We start from the raw sequence: 18,460 nt of genomic DNA, 5'->3' as shown, positions 1-18,460 counted from the left end.
GAGGCGGCAGTCTCGGACGTCGTCAGCGCAGCAGCGCCGCATAGCGCCCGCGATAGGCGAAGACGAGCAGTGCGCCGCAGATGGCGACGATCGCCGCGACCGGAATGCCCTGCGGGTTGAGCTCGGCATGGAACAGCACGATCACCGTCATCACCGGCGCGATCAGCGCCAGCCCGAGCGCCGGCGCGATGTTGAGCAGCAGCAGGAGCCCGCCGACCAGGTTCACGCTCTTCAAGAGCGGCAGGAAGAATTTTGCCTGCTCCAGCGAGCGTTCCCAGGCGAGGCCGATTTCCGTCACCGGCGGATGGATCAGGTGGCTACCGGTCGCCAGATACCAGAAGCCGTCGGCGGCGCTGACCAGAAAGAGCAGGCCGAGGGCGGTCCGGGGCAGTGTGACCATCAGAAAATTGCGCATTGTCGGGGGTCTGTGTCCGTTGTGATGCGCCGGACCAATGCCGGCGCGGCTGCATTGCGACCGCCTGAGCGGATTTTGCCCCTCTCTCGCGCTTGTGACATGCATCCGGATGCAAAGAATGCTCTGCACTGCCGCAGCGGCAATGCGCCGCGAGCGGAATGGATGACGATGACGATTGAACTGACCCGGCGGAAATTGTTGCGACTGGCCGGAACGGCCTCGCTCGCCATGGCCGCCGTCGCGGCGGCACGGGCGGAAGGTACGCCGGCGGCCGGCACGGGCACGATCGCGGCCACCGCCCCGGGCTTTGCCGGCAGTACGCCGATCCGCTGCGGCGCCATCGGCCTGCGCGTACGCGATCTCGACCGCATGAGCCGCTACTACCAGTCCGTGCTCGGCCTCGCCGTCATCTCGGCCAACACGGATGGCGTCACGCTCGGAGCCGGAGGCGTCCCTCTCGTCTCGATGGAGGCACGGCCGCAGGCGCAGTATGAGCCGCGCAACGCCGCCGGCCTGTTCCACACTGCCTTCCTGATGCCGTCGCGCCGCGATCTCGCGCGCTGGCTCGTGCATGTCGCCCGCAACCAGACGCCTCTTACCGGTTTCGCCGACCACAGCGTCAGCGAAGCCGTCTATCTCGACGATCCCGAAGGCAACGGCATCGAAGTCTATGCCGATCGCGATCCGCGCCTCTGGCGCTGGGAGGGCGAGCGCGTCGTCATGGGCACGCACCGGCTCGACGTCGACGGCATCCTCAGCCTGACCGACACCAGCCGCAGCGACTACGAGGCAGCGCCCGCCGGGCTGCGCATCGGCCACATGCATCTGCGCGTCGGCGACATCCAGCAGTCCGAGAGCTTCTACCGCGACGCCATCGGCCTCGATTCGACATCGCGGCGCGACACGGCGAGCTTCCTCTCCTCAGGGCGCTATCACCACCATGTCGCGCTCAACACCTGGAACAGCGCAGGCGCTGGCAGCCGCGACCGGGCGACGACCGGCCTCGACTGGTTCTCGCTGGAGGTCGCCGATCCTGCTCTGCTCGCGGCGCAGCGCGAGCGCATGGCCCGCGCCGGCTTCACGCCCTCGAATATCGATCGCGGCTTCGAGAGCACCGATCCCTGGGGGACGCGGCTCAGGCTGGTGGGTTTAGCCTGAACCGTCATGCTCGCCCCTGTGGCGAGCATCCACGTCTTGAACAGGGCCTTCGACCAGCGAAGACGTGGATGGTCGGGACAAGCCCGACCACGACGAGCGAGATGTCAGGCGCGGCCGAGGGCCACCCGCTCACATCGTCGCGCCGATCTGCCAGGGCACGAATTCGGCGTCGCCATAGCCGAGCTGCTCGGATTTGGAGCGCTCGCCCGAGGCGATCTTCAGCAGCCTGTCGAAAATCTCGCGGCCCTTCTCCTCGAGCGTCACGCCGTCGAGCACGTCGCCGCAATTGATGTCCATGTCGTCGATCATCTTCTCGTAGATCGGCGTGTTGGTGGCGAGCTTCACCGAAGGCGTCGGCTTGCAGCCATAGGCCGAACCGCGGCCGGTGGTGAAGGCGAGGATATTGGCGCCGCCGGCGACCTGCCCGGTCGCCGCCACCGGGTCGTAGCCGGGCGTGTCCATGTAGACGAAGCCCTTGGTCCGGACCGGCTCGGCATAGTGGTAGACCGCCGAGAGCGTCTTGGTGCCGCCCTTGGCCGCGGCGCCCAGCGACTTCTCCAGGATGGTGGTCAAACCGCCCGCCTTGTTCCCCGGCGAGGGGTTGTTGTTCATGCTCATCCGGGCGCGCTCGGTGTAGTCCTCCCACCATTTGATGATGCCGACGAGCTTCTCGCCGACCTCGCGAGTGGCGGCGCGGCGGGTGAGCAGATGCTCGGCGCCATAGATCTCCGGCGTCTCGGAGAGGATCGCGGTGCCGCCATGCTCGACCAGGATGTCGACGGCGGCGCCCAGCGCCGGATTGGCGGTGATGCCGGAATAGCCGTCAGAGCCGCCGCATTGCAGGGCGAGCATCAGCTCGGAAGCCGGGACGGTCTCGCGCACCGCCTGGTTGGCGATCGGCAGCATGGTCTTCAGCGCCTCGACGCCGGCGGCAACCGACTTCTTCGTGCCACCGGTCTCCTGGATCGTCATGGTGCGGAAGATGTCGCTCTCTTCGACGCCATAGGCCTCCTTCATGCGCTTGATCTGGAAGCCCTCGCAGCCGAGGCCGACGACCAGAACCGCCGCCATGTTCGGGTTGCAGGCATAGCCCCAGGTGGTGCGCTTCAAGACCTCGAAGCTCTCGCCGTTATAGTCGATGCCGCAACCGGTGCCGTGGGTCAGCGCGATCACGCCGTCGACATTCGGATAATCGGCGAGGATGCCGGAGCGCTTGACCTCCTCGGCCATGAAGCGCGCGGCCGAAGCCGAGCAGTTCACCGAAGTGAGGATGCCGACATAATTGCGCGTTCCGGCGCGCCCGTCCTTGCGACGGAAGCCCTGGAAGGTCGCCTGCTGCTCGACCGGCAGCACGAATTCCTTCTTCGCCTCGGCGGCATAGGCATAGTCGCGCTCGAAGGCATGGAAGCCGGTATTGTGCTCGTGCACCCATTCGCCCGGCGGAATGTCGAGCGTGGCGAAACCGATGATCTGCCCGAACTTGCGGATCGGCTCGTCCTTGGCGATCGGCGCCAGCGCGATCTTGTGGCCGCGCGGGATGCGTTTCAGCGCCGTGACCCCGGCGGCGCTGACGCCCGCATCGATCGGATCGACGGCGACCGCGACATTGTCGGCGGCGTTGAGCTTGAGCGTGCGCGGCGGAATGGCTTTGTCGAGCATGATCTTTTGAACCTTGGGCTGACGGCTTTTTATCTTGCCCAAGCATCGCGCCGAAGGCATCAGTTTTCAATCGGTTGAAACTAGGAGCCGCCTTGCAGCGCGCGCCGGACGAGCGCAAGCTGCCCTTCGGGCGGGATATGCCCGTCCGATGGTGGCGGAGGCTTCCGTGCACAGCATCGATCGTTCGCCGGCGCCGCTGCTGGCGCTGATCCTGGCCTATCTCCGGCACAGGCTCGCGCTGCTCGCCGCCTCGCTCAGGCCGCGCCACCGCGCCAGGGACATAGCGGCGCTGACCGCGCTGGACAGCGCGCCGCCGGGCGGCTAGCCGGACCCCGGGGCAAGCGTCACCCGAGCCTCAACTCCCGCACCACCTGCGCGACGATCGCCTCCTTGCTGGCCTCGACCTGAACCACGAGCGGCTTCTCGTCCGCGCCCGGCTCCTCCAGCGTCGCGAACTGGCTGTCGAGCAGGGCCGGCGGCATGAAATGGTGCTGCCGCGCCGCCATGCGCTGGCCGATCAGCTCGCGCGAGCCCCTGAGATAGACCAGCGTGACGTCGGGCCGGTCGCCGACGATCACCTCGCGATAGGCTCTCTTCAGCGCCGAGCAGGTGACGATGCCGTTGCCGCCGTTGGTCCGCAGATCGTCGATCCAGGCCGCGATCGCCGCCAGCCAGGGCTTGCGGTCCTCGTCGGTCAGCGGCGTGCCGCTCGACATCTTGGCGACGTTCTCCGGCGGATGGAACGAATCGGCGTCGCGGAAGGGCCAGCCGAGCCGCTCCGCCAGGCGCTCGCCGAGCGAGGTCTTGCCGGAGCTCGCGACACCCATGACGACGATGACGGCAGGCTTGCCGGCGCTGTCCGAGACGCTCATTCGCTCAGCCCTGCTTCTTCGGCTCGACATGGCCGCCGAAGCCAGCCCGCATGGCGGAGAGGATCTTCTCGGCGAAGGTATGGTCCTTGCGCGAGCGGAAGCGGGTGTAGAGCGAGGAGGTCAGCACCTCGGCCGGGGTCGCGGTCTCGACCGCCGCCTGCACCGTCCAGCGCCCCTCGCCGGAATCCGAGACATGGCCGGAATAGGCACCGAGCTCTTCATCCGCCGCCAGCGCCTCGGCGGTCAGGTCGAGCAGCCAGGAGGTCACGACCGAACCGCGCCGCCAGACCTCGGCGATCTCCGCGACATCGAAATCGAAGCCGTATTCCTCGGGCAGGCCCTCCTTGGCGGAGGCGTTGCGCATGAGGTCGAAACCCTCGGCGAAGGCCTGCATCATCCCGTACTCGATGCCGTTATGGACCATCTTGACGAAATGGCCGGCCCCGGCCGGGCCGCAATGCAGATAGCCCTGCTCGGCCGTCGGATTGCGGCCTTCGCGATGGCGGGTCGGCTCGATCTCGCCCTTGCCCGGCGCCAGCGCCTGGAAGATCGGCTCCAGCCGGTCGAACACGCCCTTGTCGCCGCCGATCATCAGGCAGTAGCCGCGCTCGAGCCCGTGCACGCCGCCGGAGGTACCGATGTCGAGATAGTGCAGCCCCTTGGCCGCGAGCTCGCGCCCGCGCCGGACATCGTCCTTCCAGAAGGCGTTGCCGCCATCGATCAGCGTATCGCCCGGCTCCAGCATGCCGGCGAGTTCGGCGAGCGTGCCCTCGGTGATCTCGCCGGCCGGCAGCATCACCCAGATCGCCCGCGGCGCCTGAAGCTTGCCCACCATCTCCCTGAGATCGCCGACATTGACGGCGCCGTCCTTGGCAAGCGCCGCGCCCGGCTTCGGATCGCGGTCATAGACGACGCAATCATGCCCGGCGCGGTGCAGCCGCCGGACGATATTGGCTCCCATCCGGCCGAGGCCGACCACTCCAAGCTGCATCGCAAGCGCTCCTGCTGCCGGAACGAGCCGGCTTGGGGACGCTTCATGCCCCGATGCAGGGCTGCGGGCAAGCCGGGCGAGATCGCTGCGACGCCGGCCAATGACGCCGCAAGACGCCGCCCCGGCGGCGCGACGACATGCGTTCACCAGCTTTTGAGCGATCCGACGCGCCATCGCGCGCTTGCCTAAACACCCAAGGCGCCTGCATTTTCGAGCAGGCGCACCTCCGCGTCGGCAGCGACAGCAGGAGCTTCATGGCAGCGCAGGGCTTTTCTCCGGAGCTGGTCCAGGCCGTCGGGCTTCTCGGCGCGGGCGTCATCGCGGTCCCGATCTTCCGACGGCTCAGGCTCGGTTCGGTCCTCGGCTATTTCGCCGGCGGCGTCCTGATCGGCCCCTCCGGGATCGGGCTGTTCCCGCATCCGGAAAGCGTGCTGCACCTCGCCGAGTTCGGCGTCGTGATGTTCCTCTTCATCATCGGGCTGGAGATGCAGCCGGCGCGGCTCTGGAATCTGCGCGGCGAGATCTTCGGCCTCGGTGTCGCGCAGGTCGGGCTCTGCGGCGCGCTGCTGACCGGCGTCGGAATTCTCGCCGGCCTTGCGCCGGTGGCGGCCTTCATCGCCGGCATGGGCTTCGTGCTCTCCTCCACCGCCGTCGTGATGCAGATGCTGAACGAGCGCGGCGAAGCCTCGACGCCGCATGGCCAGCAGGCCGTCTCGATCCTGCTGCTCGAGGACCTCGCCATCGTGCCGCTGCTCGCCATCGTCGCGGTGCTGGCGCCGGCCAAGGCGGCCGGCAGCGGCGGGCTGATGCCTCTTCTGATCGGCGCCGGCTCGCTCGTCGGCCTCGTCCTCGCCGGCAAATACCTGCTCAACCCGATGTTCCGCCTGCTCGCCAATGCCCAGGCCCGCGAGGTCATGACCGGTGCGGCGCTGCTTGTCGTGCTCGGCTCGGCGCTCGCCATGCAGCTCGGCGGGCTGTCCATGGCGATGGGCGCCTTCCTCGCCGGCGTCCTGCTCTCGGAATCGACCTTCCGCCACCAGCTCGAGGCCGATATCGAGCCGTTCCGAGGCCTGCTGCTCGGCATGTTCTTCCTGGCGGTCGGCATGTCGCTCGATCTCAAGCTGATCGCCCAGGAATGGCGGGTCGTCGCGCTCGGCGTCGCCTCCTTCATGCTGGTCAAGGCGGCCGGCATCTTCATCGTCGCCAAGCTGTTCCGCACCCGCACGCGCGATGCGATCACCCGCGTCGCCTTGTTCTCGCAGGGCGGCGAGTTCGCCTTCGTGCTCTACAGCGCCGCGACCGCAGCGGGCATCTTCGATGCGAAGGTCAACGCCATCACCAGCGCCGTCGTGATCCTGTCCATGGCGCTCACCCCGCTGGTCGTGCTGCTGATCGACCGCTTCATGCCGGCCGAGCGGGAATCGCTCGACGGCATCGACCACGCCGAGGGGCTGGAAGGGCGCGTGCTCGTCGTCGGCTTCGGCCGCTTCGGACAGGTGGCGAGCCAGGGCCTGCTCGCGCGCGGCTTCAGCGTCTCGCTGATCGAGACCGATGTCGAGATGATCCAGGCCGCGGCGAGCTTCGGCTTCAAGGTCTATTATGGCGACGGCCGGCGCGCCGACATCCTGCACGCCTCGGGCGCCCACCATGCCGAGGCGATCCTGGTCTGCGTCGAGAACCGCGACACGGCCAACGCGATCGTGCGGGTGGCGCAGGCCGAGTTCCCGCATGCGAAGCTCTTCGTCCGCTCCTTCGACCGCGGCCATTCCATGGACCTGATCCGCGCCGGGGTGGAGTACCAGATCCGCGAGACCTTCGAATCCGCCATGGTCTTCGGCGGCGAGGTGTTGCGCGCGCTCGGCGTGCCGGAGGACGAGGTCGTCGAGATCGTAGAGGATGTCCGCCGCCGCGACGCCGAGCGGCTCGACCTCCAGGTCGCGAGCGACATCCATGCCGGCCAGGACCTGCTCCACGGTAACCAGCCGACCCCCACCCCGCTCACCAAGCCGAAGACGGTCGGCACGGTCATCGGCGACCTGCCGGACGTGGCCATCGCCGGCATCGCCGCCGCGCGGCCGCCGTCCTCGTGATGGAGCAAGGCGCTGGCGGCTGAGGCGGTGATACCGGGCAGCTGACTCTTAATCAGCGGATCACACCGTCATGCTCGCCCTTGTGGCGAGCATCCACGTCTCGAACACCGTGCCTCGCAAAGGCAGACGTGGATGGTCGGGACAAGCCCGATCATGACGGCGACGTTCGCCGAGAAAAACCGATTCCACCTCAACATCTTGGCAGCAAAGCCTGAATCAAGCTCTGAATCGGCACCGGATCACAGGCCCCGGCACCGATCCGGTCACGGAAACATCAGCGGCAGCGGGTCGGCCTGCCAGGTCGCGTCGAGCGCCAGCAGCCTTATGGCGGTTGAAGAGATCTCCTCGCCAACAGCTTCGGCGGCGAAGCGCTCCGCCTCGGCCGCATCGGGGAAGCCGACCGCCAGGACGACGCTGCCGGGCGCTGCCCGGTCGCGGGCGACGAAGCTGAGCTTCGCTCGCTCGCGAAGCCCGAGCCGACCGATGCGCGCCAGCAGCGCCTCGCGCAGGTCGTCGCGCCCTGCCGCGATCTCACAGAGGACGAGCGCCTCCATGACGCTCAACCATTGCGGAAGGTGTAGCTGTAACCATTGATCGCCGGCACGCCGCCGAGATGGGCGTAGAGCACCTTCGATCCCGCCGGGAAGAAACCCTTCTTCACCAGATCGATCATGCCCTGCATCGATTTCCCCTCATAGACGGGGTCGGTCATCATGCCTTCGAGCCGGGCCGAGAGGCGGATCGCTTGAAGCGTCTCCTGCGAGGGTACGCCATAGACCGGATAGGCGTAGTCCTCGTTCAGCACGATATCGTCGGCCGTGATCTGCTTGCCGCCGACGAGCTCGGAGGTCTTCTGTGCGATGTCGAGCACCTGCGTCCTGGTCTTCGCCGGTGTCGCCGATGCGTCGATGCCGATGACCTTGCGCTGGCGGCCATCCCTCGCGAAACCGACGACCATGCCGGCATGGGTCGAGCCGGTGACGGTGCAGACGACGATATAGTCGAACTTGAAGCCGAGTTCGGCCTCCTGCGCCCTCACCTCCTCGGCGAAGCCGACATAGCCGAGCCCGCCGAGCTTGTGCACGGAGGCGCCGGCCGGGATCGCATAGGGCTTGCCGCCCTTGGCCTTCACATCCTCGAGCGCGTTTTCCCAGCTCGCCCGGATGCCGATGTCGAAGCCCTCGTCGACCAGCTCGACATGGGCGCCCATCACCCGCGACATCAGGATGTTGCCGACCCGGTCATAGACCGCATCCTCATGCGGCACCCAGCTTTCCTGCACCAGCCGGCATTTCATGCCGATCTTGGCCGCGGTCGCCGCGACCATGCGGGTATGGTTCGACTGCACGCCGCCGATCGAGACCAGCGTATCGGCACCGGACGCGATCGCATCGGGGACGATGTATTCGAGCTTGCGCAATTTGTTACCGCCGAAGGCGAGGCCGGAATTGCAGTCCTCGCGCTTGGCATAGAGCTCGACCCCGCCGCCGAGATGCGCGGAGAGCCGCGACAGCTTCTCGATCGGCGACGGCCCGAAGGTCAGGGGATAGCGTTCGAATTTGGCGAGCATGGCGGGTTTCCCTTCTGAAATGGCCCGCAAACGCTAGCAAAACGCCCCTGAAAGGTGCTCCCGAACTTCGTGCCTGATTTTTCTTCTACTTTCATCGTATCGATAAACTGATAGTCTTGAACGCCATCAATAGCAGCAAAAACGGAAGAATCGTTCATGGAGGCCGAACTTGACAAAACCGACCTCAGAATCCTGCGGCTGCTGCAGGCCGACGGACGCATGGGCAATGCCGAGATCGCCAAGCGCGTGAACACCAGCGCAGCCACCTGCCATCGCCGCATCCAGCGCCTGTTCGCGGAAGGATACGTCACCGGCGTCAGGGCGCAGATCGATCCGCACAAGGTCGAAAAGGGCACGCTCGCCATTGTCGGCGTGGTGCTCGACCGCTCGACGCCGGAAAGCTTCGGCCTGTTCGAGGAGGCGGTGAAGCAGCTCCCCGTCGTGCTCGACTGCCACATCGTCGCCGGCGATTTCGACTATTTCCTCAAGATCCGCGTGCGCGACCTCGCCGACTTCAACAAGCTGCACGCGAAGACGCTGCTGGCGCTGCCCGGCGTGCGCCAAACCCGCACCTTCTTCGTGATGAAGGAAGTGGTCGACAACGCGCCGCTGGAATTTTGAGGGGCTGATAGCAAGCGCAACCTGCCCCCTCTCCCCTTGCGGGAGAGGGGTAGGGTGAGGGGTCGCGCGACGCTTCATCGTCATGGTCGGGCTTATCCCGACCATCCACGTCTTCGCTGGTCGCGTGTGCTGCCCAAGACCTGGATGCTCGCCACAAGGGCGAGCATGACGGGGAGGCCTGCGCGACCCCTCATCCGGCCCTTCGGGCCACCTTCTCCGGCAAGGGGAGAAGGAAGAAGCGGCGCGGCCTCACACCTGAATCAACCGCTGAACCTGCGCGCCATCCAGCTCCGCCATCGGTCCGGCCAGCACGACCTCGCCGCGGTCCATCACGAACATCGTGTCGGCAAGGTCGCGGGCGAAGTCGAAATACTGCTCGACCAGCACGATCGCCATATCGCCTTTGCTCCGCAGATAATCGATGGCACGGCCGATATCCTTGATGATCGAGGGCTGGATGCCCTCGGTCGGCTCGTCCAGCACCAGCAGCCTGGGTCGGGTGACCAGCGCCCGCGCAATCGCGAGCTGCTGCTGCTGGCCACCCGAGAGGTCTCCGCCGCGCCGGCCGAGCATCGACTTCAGCACGGGGAATAGGTCGAACAGCTCGTTCGGGATGTAGCGTTCCTTGCGAGGCAAGGGCGCAAAGCCGGTTTCGAGGTTCTCCTTCACCGTCAGGAGCGGGAAGACCTCACGGCCCTGCGGCACGAAAGCGATGCCGGCGCGTGCCCTCGCCTCGCTGCGCAGGCTCGAGATATCCTGGCCGTCGAGCCGGACATGGCCACCGGAGATCGGCTGCTGGCCGACGATGGCGCGCATCAGCGAGGTCTTGCCGACGCCGTTGCGGCCCATCACGCAGGTCACCTTGCCGATCTCGGCCGTGAGCGAGACGCGGCGCAGCGCCCGGGCGGCACCGTAATGGAGATCGATGGCTTCGACGCTCAGCATCAGCCGTTTTCCTGTCGCATAATCTGATCGGAAAACCGGTGCCCACTTTTCCGGATCATGCTCACCGCCCCAGATAGACTTCGACGACGCGCTCATTGGCGCTGACCTGGTCGAGCGGTCCCTCGGCCAGCACCGAGCCCTCGTGCAGCACCGTCACCTTCACGCCGAGCTCGCGGATGAAGCCCATGTCGTGCTCGACCACGATCACCGAATGATCCCTGGCGATCTCCTTGAGCAGCTCCGCGGTCTGCGCCGTCTCGCCGTCGGTCATGCCGGCGGCCGGCTCGTCGACGAGCAGGAGTTTTGGATCCTGCGCCAGCAGCATGCCGATCTCGAGCCACTGCTTCTGGCCATGCGAGAGCGAGCCCGCGAGCCGCTCGCGCTTGTCGGCGAGCTTGACGATGCCGAGGATCTGATCGATCCGCTTCTGCTGGGCGGCTCCCGTCTGCCAGAACAGCGTCTTCAGCACGGTGCGCTGCGATTTCAGCGCCAGCAGGATGTTGTCCTCGATGGTGTGGAAGTCGAACACGGTCGGTTTCTGGAATTTCCGGCCGATGCCGAGATTGGCGATCGCCGCCTCGTCGAGGCGGGTCAGGTCGACCGAGCCGCCGAACATCACCGTGCCTTCGTCGGGCCGGGTCTTACCGGTGATGATGTCCATCATCGTCGTCTTGCCGGCCCCGTTCGGGCCGATGATGGCGCGCATCTCGCCGGGCGCGATGGTCAGCGACAGGCCGCGGATCGCCTTGAAGCCGTCGAAGGAGACGCTGACGCCGTCGAGATAGAGCAAGGAAGAGGTGAGAGCGCCGGGTGTGGGAGCGTTCATCGATCTCACTCCGCCGGAGCCGGCTCGGCCGCCGGCATGCTTTCGGGCCTGCGCCGCTTCTCCCACCAGCCCTGAGCGGTGCCCAGAATGCCCTTCGGCATGAACAGGGTGACGAAGACGAAGAGCGCGCCGAGCGCGAACAGCCAGTACGGCGCCATGAAGCCGGAGGTGAACATCGTCTTCGCCCAGTTGACGACGACGGCGCCGAGCGCCGCGCCGACCAGCGTGCCGCGCCCGCCGACCGCGACCCAGATCACGGTCTCGATCGAGTTGGCCGGGGCGAACTCGCCGGGATTGATGATGCCGACCTGCGGCACGTAGAGCGCGCCCGCGACACCGGCCATGCAGGCCGAGACGGTGAAGACGAAGAGCTTGAAGCGATCGACCCGGTAACCGAGGAAGCGCGTGCGGGACTCGGCGTCGCGGATCGCGATCACCACCTTGCCGAGCTTCGACGAGACGATGCCGCGGGCGATCAGGAAGCCGGCGGCGAGCATCGTGCAGGTCATCGCAAAGAGCGCGGCGCGCGTCGTCTGGGCCTGGACGCTGAAGCCGAGAATGTCCTTGAAATCGGTCAGCCCGTTATTGCCGCCAAAACCCATGTCGTTGCGGAAAAAGGCGAGCAGCAGCGCATAGGTCAGCGCCTGGGTGATGATCGAGAGATAGACGCCGGTGACGCGGGAGCGGAAGGCGAACCAGCCGAAGACGAAGGCGAGCAGGCCGGGAACGGCCAGCACCATCAGCATGGCGAACGGAAAGGAAGAGAAGCCCCACCAGTACCAGGGCAATTCCTGCCAGTTCAGGAAGACCATGAAATCGGGCAGCACCGGGTTGCCGTAGACGCCGCGCGAGCCGATCTGGCGCATCAGGTACATGCCCATCGCATAGCCGCCGAGCGCGAAGAAGGCGCCGTGGCCGAGCGAGAGGATGCCGCAATAGCCCCAGACCAGATCGAGCGAGAGCGCGAGCAGCGCGTAGCAGAGATACTTGCCCCAGAGCGACATGGTCGCGGTCGAGACATGGAAGGGTGAGCCGGCCGGCACCAGCAGGTTCGCCAGCGGCACGAGCAGGCCGATGGCGGCGACGAGCGCAAGGAAGACGTAGCCTCGCGTATCCATGTTCGAGAGCAGGAAGCGGCTGATCATGCTTCCACCGCCCTGCCCTTCAGCGCGAACAGGCCGCGCGGGCGCTTCTGGATGAACAGGATGATGAAGACGAGCAGCGCGATCTTGCCGAGCACGGCCCCTGCGTAAGGCTCCAGGAGCTTGTTGGCGACGCCGAGCGTCATGGCGCTGATCAGCGTGCCCCAGAGATTGCCGACCCCGCCGAAGACCACGACCATGAAGCTGTCGATGATGTAGCTCTGGCCGAGGTTGGGGCTGACATTGTCGATCTGCGAGAGCGCGACGCCGGCAAGCCCGGCGACGCCCGAGCCGAGCCCGAAGGTCAGCGCGTCGATCCGCCCGGTGCGGATGCCCATCGCCGCAGCCATGCGCCGGTTCTGCGTCACGGCACGCATCTGCAGGCCCATCGGCGTCAGTTTCAGGATGGCGAGCAAAGCGAGGAAGACCAGCGCGGCGAAGACGATGATCCAGAGCCGGTTCCAGGTGATGGCGAGGCCGCCGAGTTCGAAGGCCCCCGACATGAAGCTGGGCGCGCCGACCTCGCGATTGGTCGGCCCGAAGGCGGTCCGCACCGCCTGCTGCAGGATCAGGCTGATACCCCAGGTCGCGAGCAGGGTCTCCAGCGGCCTTCCATAGAGGAAGCGGATCACACCGCGCTCGATCGCGATGCCGACCGTGCCAGCGACGATGAAGGCGGCAGGCAAGGCGAAAGCCAGAGACCAGTCGAACAGATAGGGCGCATTGGTGCGGATCAGCTCCTGCACCACGAAGGTGGTGTAGGCGCCGAGCATCACCATCTCGCCATGGGCCATGTTGATCACGCCCATCACGCCGAAGGTGATGGCAAGGCCGATCGCGGCGAGCAGCAGCACCGAGCCGAGCGAGAGCCCGTACCAGAGGTTCTGCCCGGCCTGCCACAGAGCGAGCTTGCCCTCGATCTCGGAGACGGCGCGGGCCTGCACCTCCTTCAGCGCCGGCGAGGCATCGCCCGGCAGGGCCCGCAGCGTCGCCAGCGCATCCTGGTCGCCGCGCTCGCGCAGCACGTCGACGGCGGCGATCCGGTCGAAAGGCGGCGCATCGGTCTTGACGATCAGGATCGCGGCCTGGGCCTCGCGCAGAGCGCGGCGGGCCCGCTCATTCGTCTCCTTGGCGATCGCGGCTTCGAGCACCGGCAGTGCCGAGACGTCGCGCGCCCGGAACACCGCCTCGGCGGCAGCGACACGCTTGGCAGGGTCGGGATTGATCAGGCCGAGACTGCCGAGCGCGCCCTGGATCGCACGCCGGACATTGTTGTTCAGCCTGACGGCGCTGACACCGGCCGGCTCGGCGGAAAGCGCCTGCCCGGTACGCGCGTCGAGGAGGCCGCCATCCTTGGTCTTCACCGCGACGACGCCACCGCCGGCGAGCAAGCGCCCATCGGCCAGCGCCTCGATGATGACGCCCGCATTCGGATGCGCGCTCTGGACGAGGCCGTCGATGGCGCGCGCCGTGTCCGAGAAGCTGTGGGCGTTGAAGCGCGCGAAGGCTTCTTCTGCAGTCTGTCCGAAGGCGACGGCCGGCGCGGCGAGAAGCGCCAGGGCTAACGTCAGGGCTCGCAGGAGGCGGATGAGAAAGGGCATCGGCTCGCTTCTGTCTGGATGCTCAAGCGTGACGGCAGGGCGCGGGATCACCTTCTCCCCTTGCGGGAGAAGGTGGCAGCGCGAAGCGCTGACGGATGAGGGGTCGCGCGACGATCGCCATGGCGGCGCTTGGTCCCGAATATCGGTAAGGTCAGCGCGACCCCTCATCCGGCGCTACGCGCCACCTTCTCCCGCAAGGGGAGAAGGGAAGACCCGCGCTTGTCCCTCCGGTCGATCGTCTTGTGAGCAGCGGTAGATTTGCGAGGGGCGGCCGGGCTTTCCGACCGTGCCGCCCCTCCCCCTCGTTAACTCACGCGCCGCCGCCGCATTTACCGGTCTTGACGTTGAAGTTGCCGCACTTCTTCTCGACCCAGTCGCCGACCAGATCCTTCGAGCCGTCGAGCTCCTTCGACCAGGCGTCGCCGGCGACGAGCCCGGTCTTCGAGACCACGTCGAACTGGCCGTCGGCCTTGATCTCGCCGATCAGCACCGGTTTGGTGATGTGGTGGTTCGGCAGCATCTTCGAGATGCCGCCGGTCAGGTTCGGCGCCTCGATGCCGGGCAGCGCGTCGATCACCTTGTCCGGATCGATAGAGCCGGCCTTCTCGACCGCCTTCACCCACATGGCGAAGCCGATGACATGGGCTTCCATCGGGTCGTTGGTGACGGCCTTGTCGTTCTTCTTGAAGGCCTTCCACTGCTTGATGAAGGCCTCGTTCTCCGACGTCTTGACCGACTGGAAGTAGTTCCAGGCGGCGAGATGGCCGACCAGCGGCTTGGTGTCGATGCCGGCGAGCTCCTCCTCGCCGACAGAGAAGGCCACGACCGGGATGTCGGTCGCCTTGATGCCCTGATTGCCGAGCTCCTTGTAGAACGGCACGTTGGCGTCGCCATTGATGGTCGAGACCACGGCGGTCTTCTTGCCGGCCGAGCCGAACTTCTTGATGTCTGAGACGATGGTCTGCCAGTCGGAATGACCGAAGGGCGTGTAGTTGATCAGGATGTCCTCCTTCTTCACGCCCTTGGCGAGAAGGTAGGCCTCCAGGATCTTGTTGGTGGTGCGCGGGTAGACATAGTCGGTACCGGCCAGCACCCAGCGCTCAACCTTCTCTTCCTTGGCGAGGTAGTCGACGGCCGGGATCGCCTGCTGGTTCGGTGCGGCGCCGGTGTAGAAGACGTTGCGTTCGCTCTCCTCGCCCTCGTACTGCACGGGGTAGAACAGGATCGAGTTCAGCTCCTTGAACACCGGCAGCACCGATTTGCGCGAGACCGAGGTCCAGCAGCCGAACACGGCCGCGACCTTGTCCTTGACGATCAGCTCGCGCGCCTTCTCGGCGAAGAGCGGCCAGTTCGAGGCGGGATCGACGACGACGGCCTCGAGCTTCTTGCCGAGCACGCCGCCCTTCTTGTTCTGCTCCTCGATGAGCATGAGCATGACGTCCTTCAACGTCGTCTCCGAGATCGCCATCGTGCCGGAGAGCGAGTGCAGGATGCCGATCTTGATGGTCTCCTGCTGTGCGGCTGCGGGAATCACCGTGGAGAGAGCCGTGGCACTGAGGAAGGCGGCACCCAATACAACGCGACGTGTGAGCTTCATCGAGATGTCCCCCGATATTCTGTTGACCGCGCCCCTGCCGGGCACGGCGCAGCCTTGCTGGCTGGCGACAGGGGGATCGCAAGCGACGTGCCAACCGCCCCGGCCGCGTTCGCAAGCGCAGCAAATGCGGGAAACTGCGCGGTTCCGGTGACATTCCGGGCAGATTTCTCCGAAACAGTGGACCCGGGGCGACAATGCGAGCGCATCTGCATAAGGCGCGGGCAGATCGGCCGGTGAATATTTGGGCAGCGCCTGTGCAGCGCAACAAAAGCGCCGTCGAATTCGGCAGTGGACAGCAAAATCGGCGCTGAATCTTTGTCGTTTACGGGCGCGCTGGAATCACCCTAGCCTCACCTTGTCGGTAACAACTGAAAGGAGGTGATCCAGTGTCTCATTGTCATCAACCGCTGTCGCGGGGACTGCATGGCCTGGACTCGTCCCATGAGGGGTTCGGTTCCGTTTGAGTTTTCGCGACGTCAGGCCCGGTTACCGGGGCTGCGGTTCGGCAATGGAAGGGCTGCCCGCAAGGGCGGCCCTTCTCTTTTGCGCGATCGGCCCTGCGCAGCCGCTTCTGGCGCGCCGCGGCAGGACATGCCAGAGAGAGGCGTGATTTATTGCAGCGCCATATCCTGATGAGGCCGCCGCTTGCCAGCGCCAGCCCCTGACCTTCCCCGCCAGGCCATCCTCGCCTTCATCGAGGAGGAGCGGGCCGCCGGCCGTGAGCCTGGCCGGCGCGACATCGCCAAGGCCTTCGGCCTCGATGCCGGCGGCAAGATCTGGCTGAAGCGGCTGCTGCGCGAGCTCGAGGACGAAGCGCATGTCGATGCGGCCGAGGATGGGTCGCCGGTGCGCAAGCACAGCGCGCTGCCCGCCGTGCTGCTCTGCGAGATCAAGAGCCGTGACCGCGAGGGCGACCTCGTCGCGGTGCCGCTCGAATGGAACGAGACCGACCAGGGCGAGGCGCCGAAGATCCTGATCGAGACCGGCCGCCCGTCGCGCTCGCGCCGAGCCGGCCCCGCGGTCGCCGCGCCCGGCATCGGCGACCAGGTCCTGCTCAAGCTCTCGCGCCTGCGTGGCACGACCGGCATTTCCTGGTCCGGCCGCGTCCTGAAGATCATGGGCAAAGGCAAGGCGCAGGTGCTCGGCATCTTCCGCGCCCTGCCCGACGGCTCCGGCCGGCTCATCCCTGTCGACAAGAAGGCGCAGGGCCGCGAGGCGCTGATCCCGAAGGGCCAGACCGGCGACGCCCAGGACGGCGACCTCGTTTCGGTCTCGCTCCGGCGCGAGGGTCGCTTCGGCCCGCCGGAGGCGCGGGTGCGCGAGCGGCTCGGCTCGCTGAAGTCGGAACGGGCCGTGTCGCTGATCGCGATCCACGCCCATGGCATCCCCAACGAATTCTCGCCGGCAGCGCTCGCCGAGGCCGAGGCTGCGCCGAAGGCGACGCTGGCCGGTCGCGAGGACTGGCGCGACCTGCCGCTGATCACCATCGACCCGGCCGACGCCAAGGACCATGACGATGCGGTCCACGCCGCGCCGGACGAGGACTCCGACAATCCCGGCGGTTATGTCGTCACCGTCGCCATCGCCGATGTCGCTTCCTATGTCCGGCCGGGCTCGGCGCTCGACCGCGAGGCGCTGGAGCGCGGAAATTCGGTCTATTTCCCCGACCGCGTCGTGCCGATGCTGCCGGAGCGGATCTCGAACGACCTCTGCTCGCTGCGCGGCGGCGAGGACCGGCCGGCGCTCGCCGTCCGCCTAGTGCTCAAGGCCGACGGCTCGAAGAAGGGCCATTCCTTCCACCGCATCCTGATGCGCTCGGCCGCAAAACTCTCCTACCAGCAGGCGCAAGCCGCGATCGACGGCCAGCCGGACGAGGCGACCGCCGCGATCCGCGAGAGCATCCTGATGCCGCTCTGGGCCGCCTATGGCGTCGCGGCACGGGCGCGCGACGCGCGCCAGCCGCTCGATCTCGACCTGCCCGAGCGCAAGCTGATCCTGAAGGCGGACGGCTCGGTCGACCGCGTCATCGTCCCCGACCGGCTGGCGACCCACAAGCTGATCGAGGAGTTCATGATCCTCGCCAACGTCGCCGCGGCGGAGACGCTGGAGAAGGCCGGTAGCCTGCTGATCTATCGCTGCCATGACGAGCCCTCGCTCGAGAAGATGCGCGCGCTCGGCGAGGTCCTAGCCTCGATCGGCATCAAGCTGCCCAAGGACGCCGCGCTGCGGCCGGTGCTGTTCAACCGCATCCTCAAGATGATCAAGGGTTCGGAGAACGAGCTCTTCATCAACGAGGTGGTGCTGCGCACCCAGGCCCAGGCCGAATATATCGCCGAGAACTACGGGCATTTCGGCCTCAACCTGCGCCGCTACGCGCATTTCACCTCGCCGATCCGGCGCTATGCCGACCTCGTCGTCCATCGCGCCCTGATCGCGACGATGAAGCGCGGCGATGACGGGCTGCCCAAGGCGACGACGCTCGCCGAATTGCGCGAGGTCGCGACCCGGATCTCGGCGGCCGAGCGCCGCGCCATGGCGGCCGAGCGCGAGACCACCGACCGGCTGATCGCGCATTTCCTCGCCGACCAGATCGGCGCGAGCTTCGATGGCCGCATCGCCGGTCTCAATCGCGCCGGGCTCTTCGTCAAGCTCGACGGCACCGGCGCCGACGGCTTCGTGCCGGCCTCGACGCTCGGCGCGGATTATTACCGCCATGACGAAGCCGCCCATGCGCTGATCGGCGAGCGCAGCGGTGAAAGCTGGCGTCTCGGCGACCGTGTCCATGTCCGCCTGGTCGAGGCGGCCCCCGTCGCGGGCGCCCTGCGCTTCGAGCTCCTGAGCGAGGGACGGACTGTGACATCGAACCGCTCTTTCAAAAAAGCCGCGCGTCCCCTAGCTGCAAGGCGCAGTATGGCCCGGCCCGGCCGAGCCAAGCCCGGCCGGAAGCGCTGAGGCCAGCGCCTCGGGGGTGAT

Annotated in this window: 16 protein-coding genes; 5 read left to right on the top strand and 11 right to left on the bottom strand. The window is 66.9% G+C overall.

All coding sequences use genetic code 11. The features are described 5' to 3' along the window. Window positions 1-22 precede the first annotated feature (22 nt). Window positions 23-415, bottom strand: a complete 393-nt coding sequence (locus J0J10_RS21100) for a hypothetical protein (protein ID WP_291648908.1) — start codon at window positions 413-415, stop codon at window positions 23-25. 168 nt (window positions 416-583) lie between these two features. Between J0J10_RS21100 and J0J10_RS21095 the strand changes: the two genes are divergently transcribed. Further along, complete coding sequence (locus J0J10_RS21095; protein ID WP_291648907.1) at window positions 584-1,573, top strand: VOC family protein; 990 nt, start codon at window positions 584-586, stop codon at window positions 1,571-1,573. A gap of 129 nt (window positions 1,574-1,702) precedes the next feature. Here the strand turns inward: J0J10_RS21095 and J0J10_RS21090 are convergent, their stop codons facing one another. After that, window positions 1,703-3,232, bottom strand: a complete 1,530-nt coding sequence (locus J0J10_RS21090) for a UxaA family hydrolase (protein ID WP_291648905.1) — start codon at window positions 3,230-3,232, stop codon at window positions 1,703-1,705. Window positions 3,233-3,398: 166 nt separating this feature from the next. Between J0J10_RS21090 and J0J10_RS21085 the strand changes: the two genes are divergently transcribed. Continuing rightward, the gene (locus J0J10_RS21085; RefSeq protein ID WP_291638693.1) at window positions 3,399-3,557 is read left to right on the top strand and encodes a hypothetical protein; all 159 of its coding nucleotides are present in this window, start codon (window positions 3,399-3,401) and stop codon (window positions 3,555-3,557) included. Window positions 3,558-3,576: 19 nt separating this feature from the next. Here the strand turns inward: J0J10_RS21085 and J0J10_RS21080 are convergent, their stop codons facing one another. Then, the gene (locus tag J0J10_RS21080; protein ID WP_291638692.1) at window positions 3,577-4,104 is read right to left on the bottom strand and encodes a gluconokinase; all 528 of its coding nucleotides are present in this window, start codon (window positions 4,102-4,104) and stop codon (window positions 3,577-3,579) included. A gap of 4 nt (window positions 4,105-4,108) precedes the next feature. Beyond that, window positions 4,109-5,095, bottom strand: coding sequence for a phosphogluconate dehydrogenase (NAD(+)-dependent, decarboxylating) (gene gnd / locus J0J10_RS21075; RefSeq protein WP_291648903.1), 987 nt, complete (start codon window positions 5,093-5,095; stop codon window positions 4,109-4,111). A 254-nt stretch (window positions 5,096-5,349) separates the two neighbouring features. Between gnd and J0J10_RS21070 the strand changes: the two genes are divergently transcribed. Next, window positions 5,350-7,185: a monovalent cation:proton antiporter-2 (CPA2) family protein gene (locus tag J0J10_RS21070; protein WP_291648901.1), complete on the top strand. Its 1,836-nt coding sequence runs from the start codon at window positions 5,350-5,352 to the stop codon at window positions 7,183-7,185. 263 nt (window positions 7,186-7,448) lie between these two features. Here the strand turns inward: J0J10_RS21070 and J0J10_RS21065 are convergent, their stop codons facing one another. Both J0J10_RS21065 and J0J10_RS21060 read right to left on the bottom strand, forming a co-directional pair. Continuing rightward, window positions 7,449-7,739 carry a hypothetical protein gene (locus J0J10_RS21065; protein ID WP_291648900.1) on the bottom strand — a complete coding sequence of 97 codons (291 nt, stop codon included), beginning with the start codon at window positions 7,737-7,739 and terminating at the stop codon, window positions 7,449-7,451. A gap of 5 nt (window positions 7,740-7,744) precedes the next feature. Continuing rightward, a complete protein-coding gene (locus J0J10_RS21060; RefSeq protein WP_291648898.1) occupies window positions 7,745-8,755 on the bottom strand; it encodes a 1-aminocyclopropane-1-carboxylate deaminase in 1,011 nt (336 codons plus the stop codon). A 156-nt stretch (window positions 8,756-8,911) separates the two neighbouring features. On the opposite strand from J0J10_RS21060, the gene J0J10_RS21055 reads away from it, so the two are divergent. Continuing rightward, entirely contained in the window at window positions 8,912-9,376 is a 465-nt protein-coding gene (locus J0J10_RS21055) for an Lrp/AsnC family transcriptional regulator (protein WP_291639360.1), read from the top strand. A 249-nt stretch (window positions 9,377-9,625) separates the two neighbouring features. On the opposite strand, the gene urtE is transcribed toward J0J10_RS21055, so the two are convergent. The 5 genes from urtE to urtA all read right to left on the bottom strand — a co-directional run bounded on the left by urtE (window position 9,626) and on the right by urtA (window position 15,487). After that, window positions 9,626-10,321: an urea ABC transporter ATP-binding subunit UrtE gene (gene urtE / locus J0J10_RS21050; protein ID WP_291648896.1), complete on the bottom strand. Its 696-nt coding sequence runs from the start codon at window positions 10,319-10,321 to the stop codon at window positions 9,626-9,628. Window positions 10,322-10,382: 61 nt separating this feature from the next. Beyond that, window positions 10,383-11,147 carry an urea ABC transporter ATP-binding protein UrtD gene (urtD, locus tag J0J10_RS21045; RefSeq protein ID WP_291648894.1) on the bottom strand — a complete coding sequence of 255 codons (765 nt, stop codon included), beginning with the start codon at window positions 11,145-11,147 and terminating at the stop codon, window positions 10,383-10,385. Between the two features lie 5 nt (window positions 11,148-11,152). After that, on the bottom strand, window positions 11,153-12,292 hold the full coding sequence (urtC, locus tag J0J10_RS21040; RefSeq protein WP_291639354.1) for an urea ABC transporter permease subunit UrtC: 1,140 nt from the start codon (window positions 12,290-12,292) through the stop codon (window positions 11,153-11,155). After that, window positions 12,289-13,890 (bottom strand): urea ABC transporter permease subunit UrtB, encoded by a 1,602-nt coding sequence (urtB, locus tag J0J10_RS21035; RefSeq protein WP_291648891.1) that lies wholly within the window; start codon window positions 13,888-13,890, stop codon window positions 12,289-12,291. Before urtB ends, urtC begins: the two co-directional genes overlap by 4 nt. 310 nt (window positions 13,891-14,200) lie before the next feature. Then, window positions 14,201-15,487, bottom strand: a complete 1,287-nt coding sequence (gene urtA, locus J0J10_RS21030; protein ID WP_291648890.1) for an urea ABC transporter substrate-binding protein — start codon at window positions 15,485-15,487, stop codon at window positions 14,201-14,203. Window positions 15,488-16,132: 645 nt separating this feature from the next. On the opposite strand from urtA, the gene rnr reads away from it, so the two are divergent. Next, window positions 16,133-18,439, top strand: coding sequence for a ribonuclease R (gene rnr / locus J0J10_RS21025; RefSeq protein WP_291648888.1), 2,307 nt, complete (start codon window positions 16,133-16,135; stop codon window positions 18,437-18,439). The last annotated feature ends 21 nt before the right edge of the window (window positions 18,440-18,460 follow it).

The organism is Allobosea sp. (genome assembly GCF_017308075.1).
In the GTDB taxonomy this organism is placed as follows: domain Bacteria; phylum Pseudomonadota; class Alphaproteobacteria; order Rhizobiales; family Beijerinckiaceae; genus Allobosea.
Note: the sequence above shows the minus strand (reverse complement) of the source record. Positions and strands in the feature narration are given on the sequence as shown.

What these genes read in the sequence shown, in the direction of transcription:
- J0J10_RS21100 (WP_291648908.1), bottom strand. Translation starts at nt 415, where the DNA reads ATGCGCAATTTTCTGATGGTCACACTGCCCCGGACCGCCCTCGGCCTG.
- J0J10_RS21095 (WP_291648907.1), top strand. Translation starts at nt 584, where the DNA reads ATGACGATTGAACTGACCCGGCGGAAATTGTTGCGACTGGCCGGAACG.
- J0J10_RS21090 (WP_291648905.1), bottom strand. Translation starts at nt 3,232, where the DNA reads ATGCTCGACAAAGCCATTCCGCCGCGCACGCTCAAGCTCAACGCCGCC.
- J0J10_RS21080 (WP_291638692.1), bottom strand. Translation starts at nt 4,104, where the DNA reads ATGAGCGTCTCGGACAGCGCCGGCAAGCCTGCCGTCATCGTCGTCATG.
- gnd (WP_291648903.1), bottom strand. Translation starts at nt 5,095, where the DNA reads ATGCAGCTTGGAGTGGTCGGCCTCGGCCGGATGGGAGCCAATATCGTC.
- J0J10_RS21070 (WP_291648901.1), top strand. Translation starts at nt 5,350, where the DNA reads ATGGCAGCGCAGGGCTTTTCTCCGGAGCTGGTCCAGGCCGTCGGGCTT.
- J0J10_RS21065 (WP_291648900.1), bottom strand. Translation starts at nt 7,739, where the DNA reads ATGGAGGCGCTCGTCCTCTGTGAGATCGCGGCAGGGCGCGACGACCTG.
- J0J10_RS21060 (WP_291648898.1), bottom strand. Translation starts at nt 8,755, where the DNA reads ATGCTCGCCAAATTCGAACGCTATCCCCTGACCTTCGGGCCGTCGCCG.
- J0J10_RS21055 (WP_291639360.1), top strand. Translation starts at nt 8,912, where the DNA reads ATGGAGGCCGAACTTGACAAAACCGACCTCAGAATCCTGCGGCTGCTG.
- urtE (WP_291648896.1), bottom strand. Translation starts at nt 10,321, where the DNA reads ATGCTGAGCGTCGAAGCCATCGATCTCCATTACGGTGCCGCCCGGGCG.
- urtD (WP_291648894.1), bottom strand. Translation starts at nt 11,147, where the DNA reads ATGAACGCTCCCACACCCGGCGCTCTCACCTCTTCCTTGCTCTATCTC.
- urtC (WP_291639354.1), bottom strand. Translation starts at nt 12,292, where the DNA reads ATGATCAGCCGCTTCCTGCTCTCGAACATGGATACGCGAGGCTACGTC.
- urtB (WP_291648891.1), bottom strand. Translation starts at nt 13,890, where the DNA reads ATGCCCTTTCTCATCCGCCTCCTGCGAGCCCTGACGTTAGCCCTGGCG.
- urtA (WP_291648890.1), bottom strand. Translation starts at nt 15,487, where the DNA reads ATGAAGCTCACACGTCGCGTTGTATTGGGTGCCGCCTTCCTCAGTGCC.